The following is a 13,882-nucleotide window of genomic DNA, read 5'->3' as shown; positions in this document are numbered from 1 at the left end:
CCGCCGGAGAAAGATCGACGGGCATTACTCGAAGTTGACGTTCTTCAGCGACGAGATCAACCGGCAGCCGCACGCACAGTGATGGTCGTGCAGCGCGAAGAGTTTGTGGTCGCGGTCGGGAAACTTGGGAGCGCCCTCTCCAATAACAGTCGGGCCATGCTGTTCGCAGAATGCCTCATCGCCCTTGCGAGCCAGTGGCTTGCCCATGAAGACAGTCCAGGGCGAGCAATTTCCGGTCACTTCGCCGCCATGTTCGAGTTTGTCGCCTTTTCGGATGGGGGATTTCATAACAGCCTTAGAATTATTTACTCACTTCACATCAGACTCAGCTGCCGCAAACCTTCATTTCGGTTTAGGCGCAACAGAATATCTCTTTGCAAGTGCCTTTCGAATCGACTCACCATCCTTATACTGCGCATGCGTAGAACGGCCATCTCGAAAACCACATTCACATTGATTTAGAAAGGCGCACTGGCATCGCTCTGCAATCCTACGAATACAGCTCCGTTTTTCGCGCTCTCAGTTAACCTATAAATATATTCATCGCAATATCTCCCACCATAATCAATCGGAAATCTTTAATCATTTTTACACCGCTGCCTCGGAAATTGCGGCTCAGAGCTCGGATCAAATGATTTAGTTTCCATGGTCTTGATATTGACAATATCGAATCCAAACCTACTGGAAACAAGTATCAGATCTGGATTAATTCCAATCGCAGCATCATACACACCCCCTCCGTATTTTCGTTTCATGATCTTATGCAGTACTGGCCTCATAAGATAAATTGAAAGATATTCTGCCTGGGGACTCTGGAGATCCACTTTGTTTGGAAGGCCATACACAACCAGCAACTCAGACCTCGAATCAAAGACACCTCCCGCGATACTGTGATTGATTTTAGATGAGCCTACTTCTCTCCCCGCATGCTCGATAACTATTTCATTTTTAGAAACAATCTTCGCTGAATAATTCCCATCACAGGATTTAACAATTTGCGCATGCGCATTAACCAAGAAAGCCATCAACAGCGAAAGAATGAGATATTTTTTCACGACCGATCTCCCAATACGCGATACGCGTTTTGAGTTTCAACCCAACGCAATGGTGGGCTCGTTGCATCATACCGATTGATGATTCTAGTTACTGCACGCGACGCTACATCCGATATTCCAGCATCCGCCGCCTTCTCCACTAAGTAGCGCGCGCAAAAGAATCCTGCCGTATCAACACAAGAATAGGTATCGTTTCCAGCAAATTCAGGGTTATCTATGACTGGCCCAGTTCTGGGGTGATTTCCGTGAAACCATGCATGATTGTATGAGCGACTATCAAGCCAACCTCTAAATACCCAATACTCGGAGTAGTTATATCGACCGGTAAGCTGCTTGAATCCCCTTCCTCGAAATTTGGCCCCATCCCCGGCGTCCGTATTACCCAGCCCGCTCTTATTTTCATACCGACTAAAATATGAAACAACAGAAGCCGGAGAGCGAAGATAGCCGTCCGACTCAGGCACAACCGAAGCGTGATCAGTTCTAATCGCAGTAGCAATTTCAATAGAACTCTCACGAACCACCATCATATAATACGTTTCAACAGCGATTTGCCCAAAAAAATGAGCACCACGAACTTGATTGCCAATAGCATATTTCCTAAAAACCTGATTAATGGCAGTGCGATATTTCTCCCGATATTCATCGCCAGCCTTACCCAGCGCAGCATATTTCGATTCGGAATAGATTTGCGACAATTCATCCTTGCTTAACCACCCGCACCTCCTGAAATGCCGAATGAACGAGAGCGGATGAAAAAACCAGAGCTTCTGCCCGGCCGGCAGGCCGGTCTTGCCCCAGAACTGGATCTCCTTCAGATACTTGAGGAAATCGTTATAGCCCTGCATGTTGCCGTGGTAGAACTCGCCCTCGTCGAGCAGCTTCGCGTAGCGCTGTTCGTTGTGCGTGCTGTCCCATTCGCTGGGCGCCTGACAAACAAAACCGCGCAACTGCTGGCGTACCTGGGCGTTGCTCTTCAAGCTGAAAATCGCATCAACCTTCGCGCCTTCTGTGGTTTGTGATTGCTCCACAGTTTCATGATTATCCCAGGCATCCTTCAGCAGTTTCTTCAGGGCACCCACATCGCACAGCCCATCGCCGCTAAACGGGGTATTGGCATCACTGACCTTCTGCCAGCCCATGAAGGACAGGAAATCCGCGTCCGAGAACTTTTCGATTTTCGCAGCGTTGATGTCGATGTAACCGGACACGCCAGTCGCGTAAGGTACACGCATCCACGTCTCGCGCTGACCAGGCAGATTCACCGGATGAGGGTTACCAGGCAATGCCGCATCGGCCGATGTTGGCGAGTTGGCCGGGCGGTCCCTCAGCGTGGCGGGGATTGACAAGATCCGCCCGAAGCGCAGGAGTTCATACCCGTCGCTCGGGCACGCCGGATAAAGCGCCGTGGCGCGCCTGTACAGATCGTATTCGTAGTCCTTTTCCTCAACAGGCTGCGGCGTGAGCAGCGTGCGGGTGCCGTCCTGCGCAAGGCTCCAGACGTTCGTATATTTCGAGCCTTTGCTGAAGTACGTCTCCACAAGCAGCGGCAACACGTTGTGGCCCGCCTGGCCTGGCTCGAATTCAATACCCTGCAGCTTGTGCTTGTGGTGGGCGTCGGTGACGGTTCCCGTCGGCAGGCTTGAAAAGTTGCTGCCCGCCGGGATAACGAAATACGCATGCCCCCACCAGTCGGTCCCTGAAGGCTGGGCAGGCGTCGTATTGCCAAGCTGCGTATGCCCGAAGTACGCCTCGAAATCTGCCTGCATCATGAAGATTTCGAAATGCAGATGCGGCATGCCCTCATACTGCCCGAGCCACCCCAGCACCTGCTTGCGCCGGACCTTCCTGCCTCCTCCTGAAACGGCAGGAGGCACCTGCGCAGCGGGCTCGCCCGTCGGCATGCGCAGGAATTCCGGCAGCTCATTGGCATTCGCGCCGTGCTGCAGGTATTCCACCAGCGGCAGCAGATGCATGTAGAGCGAGTAGAACGTCAGCGTACGGCAATCACCAGTCTCGGTCGTATGCCTGAGCAGCACAAAGCCCGTATGGCTCGCACCATCGTCGATTGCATGCTGGCAGACCCGGTAGGCGACAACCTCGCCATCCGCAATCGCGCGCACCTGGCATTTCGTGTCCGGCTGAAGATGCACGCCACAATGCCAGCGCCGGTCGAAGGCGACCGGATAGATGCCGTGCTCGCATTCGAACCTGTCTACCGCGTCCATCATCGGATCGGGATTCGCTCCGGACGGGACCGCAAGACCTGCATCGGGCAGAAACGGTGGGCTGATGATCATGATCGTTATTGCGTGTGGCTGTATCGGGAGTTGGGCTGATAGTTGCTCACGGGCAGTTGCGGCAGGTTGACCACCGCATTGCCCGGCCCCTCGAAGGTGAACGAGGCCGCCTTGATGCGGAACTCGCCCGGGCAGTTGAACACGACATTGCCGTTCTCGATGGTCATGGATGCGCCGCCGCTGGCCATCATCGCCTTCGTCTTGGCGTCCACGAGCACGTTCGCGCTGGCGCTCGATACATGCAGTTGCTGGTCGGCAAAGAGGTCCATAGCCGCGCCTTGCGCCTGCAGCTCGATCTTGCCCTTCGAGAAAATCTTGATGCCGAGCTTGTGCGCGCACAGCGAGATCAGTTCGCCCGCCGCCATGCGCAGGCGCTTGACGACACTCACGTCCATGTCCTGGCCTGCGGTGACGATCACGTTCCCGCCCGCCGAATGCTGGGCCGACTTCGGCGTTACGAACGCCATGCCGCCCGGGGCGCTGGCGAGCAGCCCCGCGTCGCGAAGCTGGTTCAGCCCGTCCAGAAGCGCCGACTGTATGGCACTGTCTGCCGGTTCCGCCCTGGCCTGCGTGGTCGCTCTTGCCAGTTCCGTCACGCGCTCCAGCGCGGCCTTGAGTTGCGCAACCGCTACTGGCATTTCCAGGTGCGGCGTATCGGCTCCGGCTGCGGCGTCCGCCGTGAAGAACAGGCCCTTCGCCGCACGCATCGTGCCCCAAGCTTGGGTCGTAATTTCGAACCCGGTCCCGCGCGGCAGCTTTTTACTGTTGAGTAGGTAGCCCTGGTTCATCGCCGTCTGACTGTAGACCGTCGCGATGCGCGCGCTTTCCTTTTGCTGCAGATCGTTGAACACGATTTCCGCACCGAGCAGCGGCGAGCGCCAGATGGCATAACTAAACAACGCGTCGGTGGCCCGAACCACGTCGGGATGCGAAAAATCGTGCAGCGCGCCGCTGATATGGAGCCGGTCTACATCCCCGTGGGCGCCATCAAGCAGCACCTCGGTAGTCGGCAGCAGTGGCGAGTGGAAGCCCCCCTGGTACGACGACGAGGGACGCAGCAGACGCAGGTGCAGCAGCTTGTTATCAGTATTGCCGGAGCCCTGGAGGAACTTCGGCAGGACGGGATAGCGCCCGAAGTCGTCCACGTAGGCGTAGGGGGCCGAGTCTAGTGTCGTGACGACGCCGACAATGGAACCGCCGAGAAAACGCCAGTCCCGCTCATAGTCGAAGCGAGGCCGGTAGCACAGGTGCGCGGGCATTGCCTTGAAGCGGGTATAGGCGGGCTTCGTGCGGCTGCCCTTCATCCTGAACGACGTCACCACGAAGCCGTATTTCGCATTGGGCATCGTCGTATTGGTCAGCTTGACCACCACACCCGACGCAATGCCTTTCGCATCCGTGCGGCCCGCAAACGTCACCTGACGGGCAGCCTGCTCGTCGCGTCGCGTCTGTGCGATCGTCTTGCTCTGCGCTGTTGTCAGTTGAAACTCCGCGCTGCGGCTGATCCGGCCGAACACCGACCGGTCGTCCGCCTCGCTGGAGACGTCCGCCGTGGCTCGCAACGGGTCCTCCGGCGTGCGGTAGTTGCGCTCCCACAGCTCGATCGTCGCCGGGACCAGCTCGCGCCGCTCGTGGACCGCCTGCGCGGCTTCGTGCCAGTTGCTGTGCAGGCCGGAGTCAGCCAGCAGCGGCAGGTTGATTGACCGGATATAGGCGCGCGGGTTGTCAGCAAAAACAAGGATATCGAGCAGTCCGTTCTCGCCGCGCTCCTGCCGGTAGAACCAGAAAATGCCCTTGCGTTTCGCATGCCGTGTGATGAAGTTCCAAACTGACTCTTCATACATCACGACCTGCTCCATCTTCTCCTGCGGGCCTTCGAGATGGAACTCGATGTCGAAGGCGTCCAGGTTCTGCCCGTCGATCAAAGTCTGGCGGACCAGCTCCTCGAATGTGACATCCTTCAATACGTCGGATTTGATGATGCGCTTGTACAGCGCGGCAAAGCGCGGCTCAATACGCGCCTCATAAGTGGCCTCGTCGCGGCTCACACGGATGCGCTTCCAGCGCGTCACCACGCCATTGAATGTCGCCGCCGCGTGGTCTACAGGTTCGGTCCAGCTCGCCGAGGGCACCGACGCCCGTTCGTCGACCTGCAGGCCCGCGCGCAGCCCCACATACTCCTTGCCATCGATATCCAGCCGCGGCGAGGCAACCGTGATCTGCGCCCTGTAATCCTTGCAGAGGCCGCCGCGCACCTTGAAGTCGACCACATCGAGATCATGCGCTTGCTTGCCGATCCAGATCCTCAGATGCTGGGTCAGGCGCACGCTCGGGTGGCTCAGCGCGTCCGTGAAGCTCTTCGTCACAGCATTCATTCGCCGTCCCTGTCCGGTTGAAACGTTGAAATCGTTGCGTTCACAGCTTTCTTTGCGGAAATCTAGGGCTACAACAACAACGCGTCAATCGGACGGGGCGTGTAGTTTCCGTGAATGTTCGATATGCTTATTAAAGAACAGCCAATAGAGACGACTTAGTTTTTTGAGAGAGAGTTACGTGATAGCCGGTATGTGGCGACTGACTGTGCAGGAATGCCCGGGCTTAAGTGCTGGGAGGGACGTCGTTGCGATGGTTTGGGCGGACTATCTGACGGCTGCTATCACCCCCGAACGTTGCCAGCGGCGAGGTAATGATTCGGCATAGATATCGTCGCACGCCTCAACACCTTCATGCATAGCACTTGCTCTACGAGCCACAACTGATAGCGCCGTCTCCTGCGGACTCCCTGGTCGCGCGGCGTGACAGCCGCTACGATTGCTCCACCTGCGGTCAACAGCAGAAAACTCCGCTGAAGTTAGTGCCCAACGCCTAAAACACGCCTCCCGAGGATCGGTCGACTCCCTTGATCGCGAACACGCTATACCTAACCCGCCGCTCGCAGCGCCCGTCTACACCCTTTCAAAGTTGCGCAGCCCGCTAGAGCGCATCCAAGTCGAGCTCGATGCTCGCGGCCCCGCGCCCTCACCCAAACCGCACGCAATACACCGGCGGCAAGTGCGCCGAAACGAGCCGCCAGTGTTCGCCGCCGTCGTCCGAAGTCCATAGCGCGCCCGTGGTCGACCCCATCGCAAGCCGCTCGCCAGAGTCGTCGATGTCGAGCCCATGCCGGTACACGATGTCGTACGCGGGCGCAGCCGGCAGCCCGCTCGAGAATTGTTCGAACGTGCGCCCGCCATCGCGCGTGCGCGTCACGACGAACTGGCCATCCACGGGAACGCGATACTGGTCTTTTTGAGCCGGCACGAACCACGCCGTGTCGGGCTCGCGCGGATGCACCACGACCGCGAAACCGAAGCTCGACGGCTGCGCTTCGATACGCCGCCAGTGCGCCGCGCCATCGGTCGAGCGGAAGATCGCGCAGTGATGCTGCGTCCACAGCACGTCCGGATTCGCCGCGCATTGCACCACGCGGTGCGGGTCCTGCGCGTTGGGCTCGCCGCGGCGTTCGGGCGGCATGTAGTCGGCTTCCATGCCCTCGGCGGTGAGGCGCCAGGTCGCGCCGCCATCGCCCGTTTGCCAGACGCCGCCACACGACACGCCCACCGTGACGTGCTGGCTGTCGCGCGGATCGACCATGACCGAGTGGATGCCCGGCGCGTCGTAGCCGCCGCCAGCCCATTCGCGCCGCTCCGGGCAGTCCCATAACGGGCGGTTCAGTTCCCAGGTGTCGCCGCCGTCGGCGGAACGGAACAGGCCGCCCGGTATCGTGCCCGCCCACAGCACGCCAGGCTCGTCCGCGCCGCCAGGCTCGAGCGACCAGATCTGTTGCAGCGACCACGGCGCGGGCAAACGCCCCAATGCGTCTGGTTCGTTGGCCTGAATGTCCCCGGCAGGTTGAGGCGGATAGACGGGCACCGCGCACTCTTCCCAGTCCGCCCTGCCTGCGCGCCTGCGATGCAGTTTCACGCCGAAGTGGCCGAGATTGAGCGCAGCATAGAGCGACCCGTCGCGCGCGTCGCGCATCACCATGCTCACCGGCTCGCCGAAGAACTCGGGTTCGCCGATTGTCCAGCCGCCCTCTCCATCGGCTTGCATAACGAACAGCCCCTTGCGGGTTGCGACTAGCAATCGATCGCTCATCTCGCGTGCCCTCTGGTCATCCGCCCGACAGCGCCTGCACGACATACACCCGACTCGCATCGCCAAGCACATCGCTCAGATGCTCGCGATCGCGTAGCCGCACGCCGTCCACGAACACCGCCAGATGCTTTCGCAGCGCGCCCTGATCGTCGAGGATATAGCCGCGCAATCGCGGCTGTTCGGCAAACACGGCATCGAACGCTTCGCGCAGCGTGCGCGCGTCGATCTCGCGCTCGGGCGTCGCGACGTGCCGCTGAATGGAAGCTGCGAAGAAGAGGTGCGCCATGGCGGGCCGGCGGCGCGGAAGTGGCCGCGTCCGCTGGTTCTGTAGTGTAGGTCATCCGCCATGAGCTTCGAGGCGTTGCCGTTGCCGTCGCCCGAAGCCCCTTTCCCGCGATGCAGCGCAGCACACGCGCCCGAGCCCGCCGGTTGCAATACCCGTCCTTACGGCGCGCTGCCTTCCGGTTTGGATTTGGCGTGCAGGCAAGGCGCCGGCAAGCGCATGCGATACAGGGAAATCGCCTGGATCGTGAGCACGCAAAGAATCGCAGTGCCGTAGGCGGCCAGCAGGTTCCAGTGCGTGAGCGTGAGGCTCAGCACGAAGAAGAACGAGGCGAAGCCCAGCAGTCCCGTGGTCATGCCGCGCATGAGTTGCTGCGCCGCTTCATGGCCGATCATGCGATGCGCGAACACGGCGAGGATGATCGCCATGAACGGCAGCGACGCGAGCACGCCGCTCGCCTCGGGGCCGACGTAAGGCGCGATCAGCGTGACGCTCACCACGAGACCGGCAATGAGCATCATGCGCGAAGGCAAATCCCACCACGGCGGCGTGAGCCGCGCGGTTCTTGCCGGCTTGTTGGGGATCAGGTTCAGCGCAAGGGCGATGGCCAGAATGGCGAAGAGATAAAGACCGTGGGCCGGCAGTTCGCTCCATTGCAGCACGAGGGCCACGAGGGAAAACGTCGCGCCGCCCGCCGCGAGGGCCACCTTCCACCCGCGCGCGGCAACCTTGCAATAGGCGACGCAGAACGCCGCCTGAGCAGCCGTTGCGACGAGCGAGCCCGACGTCGCTTGCGCCGCAAACGCCGGTCCGTGCTCCAGCGCGAGAAAAACCGAAACCGGCCCCGAGGTGAGCGGCAGCCCCACGAGCAACCCGCCAACCGCTTCGCCCCAGCGGCGAGCGGCAAGACTGGCGGCCAACAGCAACAACGGCGTAACGACGAGCTTGAAAAGCAGAAGATCCATGATGAGCGACGCAAAGCGGAGAATGCCAACCTTCAGGAATGCGCGGCCGGGGTAGCACGAGTTCGCTTACGTCCGGCGGCTTTGCGCCCATATTGAAGGGCGCCAACGTGGCTGACAAACCATTTGTCGTCATATAATGCGTGAGCAAAACTCACACATACCGCACGCATCCCGCTCCATGTTCGACCGCCTTCCCCCGCTGCAAACCCTGCGCGCCTTCGAAGCCACCGGGCGGCTGCTCAGCATGACGCTGGCGGCGCAGGAACTGCACGTCACGCATGGCGCCGTGAGCCGCCACATCAAGACGCTCGAAAGCCATCTGGGCGTGGCGCTGTTCCAGCGCCTCACGCGGCGCATCGTCCTGACCGAGGCGGGCGCGGAATTTCTGCTGGCTGTGAACCGCGCGCTGGCTGAATTGACCAAGGAGTCCGAGCGCCTGCGCACGCACGACAGCGTCACGCGCCTGAAGATCAACGCCAGCGTGTCCTTCGCGAACCGTTGGCTCGCGCCGCGCCTTTATCGCCTCAAGGCCCGCCATCCGGAACTGGACGTGCACCTCGACGTGACCGACAAATACGTCGATCTCAACGACTCGGACGTCGATGTCGCGATTCGCTACGGCAGCGGGCGCTACCCGCGCGTGCTGGCCGAGCGTATTCTCGACGAGACCGTGACGCCAGTTTGCAGTGCTGATTATCGGGCGAAGATGGGCGGCATGACCTCGGTTGAAAGCCTCGCGCGCTGCACCTTGCTGCACGAAGGCGGCATGCTCGCGAACTGGGAACAATGGCTGGCGCTGGCAGGCTTGAGCGGCGTGCGCAGCGATCGCGGCACGGCGTACAGCCATGGGAGTCTCGCCATCGAAGCGGCAATACGCGGCGAAGGTGTGGCGCTTGGGCGCAGCGTGATCGTGGCGGACGACATTGCGGCGGGTCGCCTGGTCGCGCCGTTCCCGCAATTGCGGCTCGAGTCCGAGCGCGGCCATGACCTCGTCTATCGCATTGGCAGCCGCGACGATCCCAAAGTGCGCGCCGTGCGCGACTGGCTCGCCGACGAAATCTCGATCTTCCTGGCTGAGGCTGGCTAAAGCCAAACAGCGCTCCGGTCAGTAGCCGAGCGCCACCTTGGCGAGCATGCCGCACGCCACGCACACGAGGATGGCGGCAAAACCCATCTGCGTATGGCGCGCCGAGACGCGATGCGAAACGTGACGGCCCAGCATCATGCCCGCGACGGTCGCGACGCTGAACCAGAGCGTGAGGTCGAGCCGCAGCGGCACGCCGTGCAGCACTGTGGCCACCACACCGCCGGAGCCCACGAGCGCGATGACCATCAGCGACGTCGCAACGATGCCGTGCATGGAGATGTTGGTGAGCTTGCGCAGCATCGGCACGATGATGAAGCCGCCGCCCACGCCGAGCAGCCCCGTCATCAGGCCCGTCAACGCGCCGGTCGAGGCGAGCGCAAGCGCTGTGGTTCTCGACCAGACGAGGCGGCCCGTGTCGGGATTGATGCGACCCACGCAAAGCGGCGACGCTTCCTGCAGCGCGCGCTTTTTCCCGATGGTTTGGCGCAGCAGCCGCACGGCCACGAACAGCATCACGCCGGCGAAGAGCGCGAGCAGCAGGCGTTGCGGCATGGCTTGCGCGAGGCGCACGCCGAGCCACGTGGTCGGCACGCCCGCCAGCGCCATGCAGAACGCCGCGCGATAGCGCACGAGGCGCTTTCTGAACGCTTCGAGCGCGCCGATTCCCGCGCTGCTCGCCACGGCGATCAAGGCGACCGGCGTGGCCTGCTGCATGGGCCAGCCCATGCCCACCACGATGGCCGGCACGGCGAGAATGCCGCCGCCGGCGCCCGTGAGTCCCAGCAGTGCGCCGATCATGGCGCCGAGAACGAGTGAAACGATCATCGCGGGTCGATGGTCAGCGTGACGTTGAACGGCAAGGTCAAGCGGTCGCTTCGGTCGCCTCGGTCACCGCGGCCGGCAGGCACGGCGCCACCGCGCGGCGTATGCAGTCCACCGCGAAGTCGACGTCTTCCGGCTTCGTAAAGCGCCCGAAGCTCAAACGCACCGTGCGGTTCGCCGCTTCCTCGCCCACCCCGATGGCCGTGAGCACATGCGAAGGCGTGCCCGCAGCCGAGTTGCAGGCCGAGGTCGAGGAGATCGCGAGGTCGCCGGTCAGCAGAAAGGGGAAGAAGCCAGGCAGATCGATCGTGAGGCTCAGTGTGTGCGGAATGCGCTTCGCGCGCGCCGCATTGAGCGTGACGCCCGGCAGCGCGAGCACTTCGGCCAAAAGACGCTCGCCGAGCCCGGCAATGCGCTCGCTGTCCGCTTGCAGCGCCTCTCGCGCAATCACACACGCCACGCCCATGCCGACGATCTGGTGTGTGGCGAGCGTGCCCGAGCGCAAACCGCGCTCGTGACCGCCGCCGTGCATTTGCGGTGCGATGCGCTCGAACGCGTCGCGGCTCACGTAGATGGCGCCAATGCCCTTCGGCCCATACACCTTGTGCGCCGACATCGAGAGCAGGTCGATGCCCATCGCTTTCACGTCGATGGGCGTCTTGCCGAGCGCCTGCGCCGCATCGACGTGCAGCAGTGCGCCCGCGGCATGCACCACGCGCGCAATCGCCGCGACGTCGGTGAGCGTGCCCAGTTCGTTGTTGACCAGCATGAGCGAGACAAGCCCGGTGTCGGGCGTCAGCGCAGCGGCCACGGCTTCGGCCGTGATCTCGCCGTGCGCGTTCGGTGCGAGGCGCGTGACGGCCATGCCGCGCGCTTCGAGGCTCGTCATTGTGTCGAGAATGGCCTTGTGCTCGAGCTGGCTCGTGATGAGGTGGCGCTTTTGTGTCGCGCGATCCGCATAGCCCTTGAGCGCGAGATTGTTCGACTCGGTCGCGCCGGAAGTCCAGACGATCTCTTCGGCATCGGCGCCGATCAGCGCCGCCACGCCCTTGCGCGCCTGCTCGACCAGCCGGCGCGCCCGCTGGCCCGCGCCATGCGAGCTGGACGCCGGGTTGCCGAAGTCGCCTTCCATGCCCAGACAGCCGAACATCGCCTCAATCACCCGCGGGTCCGCCGGGGTGGTCGCGGCATAGTCAAAGTAACGCAAATCGCCCTTCTCGCTCATCTTCGTTTCTCGCACAACGGAATTTCGAGAATGCTACGCGTCGGGCACTAAAAAATGATTCCAAAATTAAGCGGATTCTCCAAAGGGAGGAGTATTCATTTCTACCCGACGGGCCTCTCGCAAAATGAAATTCTCGGCGCGCCCGATCAGGCGGCATGGCGCGGGCAGTTCGTCTGCATGGGTGGCCGCGACACACGAGGTACGGCGTCGTCACTCTTCGGGGGTTGCGATGTCCGCGCGGATCAGCTCGTCAGCAAGCGTGAGCGCCTGTTGCCGCGCCAGCGGACCCGTTGCGCAGGGCCCCGGACGCGGGCAGCCGTCGAACGGATAGATGAGCCGCCCATCGGTCTTGCGGCGAATACGCAGCAGCCCGTAGTAGCGGCCCGCGCCGTCGATCTGCTCGCCGCAGAAGACTTCATAGTCCTGCGCGGTGGTCGGGCGGCGCATGGCCGGTTTCGGCCTTCTCTCTGGCATGTCGGCACTCCGCGAATATCCGGTGCGAGATAGGCGGAGATCCAGCAAACGCCGCGCCTGGCACGCCACTGCCTCCAAGCGCCTGCCGCGCGCGCTCGATGCGGCGTCGCACGGAAACCGGCGATAACGGGCACAATACGCGCCTACGCCTGAGCGCCGGACGTTGTGTTCGTGATTCGAACGCGCTGTTGGAACATGCTTTGCTCGAACGCCCCCGCGCCGCCGCACCGCAATCCGCCCTTTTCACGCTGTCATGACCCACGATCTGCCCGAACGTCCAGCCCTCGCCGCACGCCCGGCGAACTCGCCGCGCTTCCTGCTGTTCCTGATCTGCCTGTTCGCCTCCGCCGGACAGCTCGCCATCGACATCTACGTGCCGGCGCTGCCTGCCATGGCGCGCTACTTCGCGACCTCGCCGCAAGCGATCCAGTCGAGCGTGTCGGTCTATATGGCGGCGTACGCGCTCGGCCAGCTCATCTTCGGGCCGATCTCCGACGCCCTCGGACGCAAACCCGTGCTGGGCTTCGGCCTCGTCGTGTACACGATCGGCTGCCTGCTTTCGCTGGCCGCGCCGAATCTGGAAACGTTCGTGCTCGCGCGCTGCCTGCAGGGCTTCGGCATTGCCGCCACCAACCTGCTCGCCAAGGCGATCATCACCGACACGTTCGTGGGCACCGCGCTCATGCACGCGTTCACCTATATGTCGATCACCTGGGGGCTCGCACCGATCGTCGCGCCCGTGATCGGCGCGCACTTGCAGGAGTTGTTCGGCTGGAAGTCGTGCCTCGTGTTCCTGCTCGTCTATTCGGGGGTGATGTGGGCGCTGTTGTGGCGCTTTCGCGAGACCTTGCGGCAGCCAGTGCATCTGGAGCCGCGCACGCTCATCGCGAACGCGGGCAAGGTGCTCGCGAGCCCCGTGTTCCAGAGCTGCTTTCTCGCCCAGGGCCTGTGCTACAGCATCTTGCTGGTGTTCAACATCGTCGGGCCGTTCATGGTGCAGAACACGCTGCACAAGCCGCCTACGTTCTTCGGCTACCTCGCGCTCGGCATTGGCTTGATGTATTTCCTCGGCGGCCTCTCGAACCGGGTGCACGGCCCGCGCCTGCCCACTCCGGAACAACGGCTGCGCATTGGCGCGCGGGTGATGGCTGGGGCGTCGATCGTCATGCTCGTGCTCGCGCTCACGGTGGGCCTGCGCGTGTGGACGCTCGCCATTCCTGTGCTCGTGATGGGTCTGTGCGCGGGGGCGATGTACCCCACGCTGATGGCGAAGGGCAATTCGCTGTTCCCGCACATTGCGGGTTTGACGAGCGCGATTCTGGGCTGCGCGCTGCTGCTCGTTTCGTCGGCAATGATGGGGCTGGCCGGCTTTGTCTCCGTGCACGTGCTCACGCCGCTCGCGGTGTTCTTCGTGGTGCTCGCGTTCACCGTTGTATTGATGGTGACGAAGCTGCTGCGCCACCTCGCACAGAGTCAGGCGGCCGCTGCCGCGCTCGCGCAGCGCAGCGGCGAGGCGGCCTGAACCGCTGCCGCC

Annotated in this window: 11 protein-coding genes and 1 pseudogene; 2 read left to right on the top strand and 10 right to left on the bottom strand. The window is 62.2% G+C overall.

Going from position 1 to position 13,882, the window contains the following annotated elements; genetic code table 11:
- Positions 1 to 24: 24 nt before the first annotated feature.
- From U5A65_RS33580 to U5A65_RS33550, 7 genes are all read right to left on the bottom strand, one after another.
- The gene (locus U5A65_RS33580) at positions 25 to 288 is read right to left on the bottom strand and encodes a PAAR domain-containing protein (RefSeq protein ID WP_321948995.1); all 264 of its coding nucleotides are present in this window, start codon (positions 286 to 288) and stop codon (positions 25 to 27) included.
- A 290-nt stretch (positions 289 to 578) separates the two neighbouring features.
- Positions 579 to 1,055, bottom strand: a complete 477-nt coding sequence (locus tag U5A65_RS33575) for a hypothetical protein (protein ID WP_321948994.1) — start codon at positions 1,053 to 1,055, stop codon at positions 579 to 581.
- Entirely contained in the window at positions 1,052 to 3,355 is a 2,304-nt protein-coding gene (locus U5A65_RS33570; protein ID WP_321948993.1) for a peptidase M23, read from the bottom strand. The genes U5A65_RS33575 and U5A65_RS33570 overlap by 4 nt, the downstream gene beginning before the upstream one ends.
- 5 nt (positions 3,356 to 3,360) lie before the next feature.
- Complete coding sequence (locus U5A65_RS33565) at positions 3,361 to 5,730, bottom strand: type VI secretion system tip protein VgrG (RefSeq protein WP_321948992.1); 2,370 nt, start codon at positions 5,728 to 5,730, stop codon at positions 3,361 to 3,363.
- 643 nt (positions 5,731 to 6,373) lie between these two features.
- A complete protein-coding gene (locus U5A65_RS33560) occupies positions 6,374 to 7,492 on the bottom strand; it encodes an exo-alpha-sialidase (RefSeq protein ID WP_321948991.1) in 1,119 nt (372 codons plus the stop codon).
- 16 nt (positions 7,493 to 7,508) lie between these two features.
- Entirely contained in the window at positions 7,509 to 7,778 is a 270-nt protein-coding gene (locus U5A65_RS33555) for a MoaD/ThiS family protein (protein WP_321913633.1), read from the bottom strand.
- Positions 7,779 to 7,936: 158 nt separating this feature from the next.
- Positions 7,937 to 8,740, bottom strand: a complete 804-nt coding sequence (locus U5A65_RS33550) for a hypothetical protein (protein WP_321948990.1) — start codon at positions 8,738 to 8,740, stop codon at positions 7,937 to 7,939.
- A gap of 178 nt (positions 8,741 to 8,918) precedes the next feature.
- Here U5A65_RS33550 and gcvA point away from each other — a divergent pair, with 178 nt between their 5' ends.
- A complete protein-coding gene (gene gcvA, locus U5A65_RS33545) occupies positions 8,919 to 9,827 on the top strand; it encodes a transcriptional regulator GcvA (RefSeq protein WP_321948989.1) in 909 nt (302 codons plus the stop codon).
- 18 nt (positions 9,828 to 9,845) lie between these two features.
- Here the strand turns inward: gcvA and U5A65_RS33540 are convergent, their stop codons facing one another.
- The 3 genes and pseudogenes from U5A65_RS33540 to U5A65_RS33530 form a co-directional block, all read right to left on the bottom strand.
- On the bottom strand, positions 9,846 to 10,652 hold the full coding sequence (locus tag U5A65_RS33540; RefSeq protein WP_321948988.1) for a sulfite exporter TauE/SafE family protein: 807 nt from the start codon (positions 10,650 to 10,652) through the stop codon (positions 9,846 to 9,848).
- Positions 10,653 to 10,704: 52 nt separating this feature from the next.
- Positions 10,705 to 11,874, bottom strand: a pseudogene (locus U5A65_RS33535) (cysteine desulfurase family protein); the annotation flags it as partial.
- Between the two features lie 210 nt (positions 11,875 to 12,084).
- On the bottom strand, positions 12,085 to 12,348 hold the full coding sequence (locus tag U5A65_RS33530) for a DUF6723 family protein (RefSeq protein ID WP_321948987.1): 264 nt from the start codon (positions 12,346 to 12,348) through the stop codon (positions 12,085 to 12,087).
- A gap of 253 nt (positions 12,349 to 12,601) precedes the next feature.
- Between U5A65_RS33530 and U5A65_RS33525 the strand changes: the two genes are divergently transcribed.
- Positions 12,602 to 13,870, top strand: a complete 1,269-nt coding sequence (locus tag U5A65_RS33525; RefSeq protein ID WP_321948986.1) for a multidrug effflux MFS transporter — start codon at positions 12,602 to 12,604, stop codon at positions 13,868 to 13,870.
- The last annotated feature ends 12 nt before the right edge of the window (positions 13,871 to 13,882 follow it).

The organism is Paraburkholderia sp. J10-1 (genome assembly GCF_905220165.1).
Taxonomy (GTDB): Bacteria; Pseudomonadota; Gammaproteobacteria; order Burkholderiales; family Burkholderiaceae; genus Paraburkholderia.
This window is presented reverse-complemented; position numbering and strand designations above follow the sequence as displayed.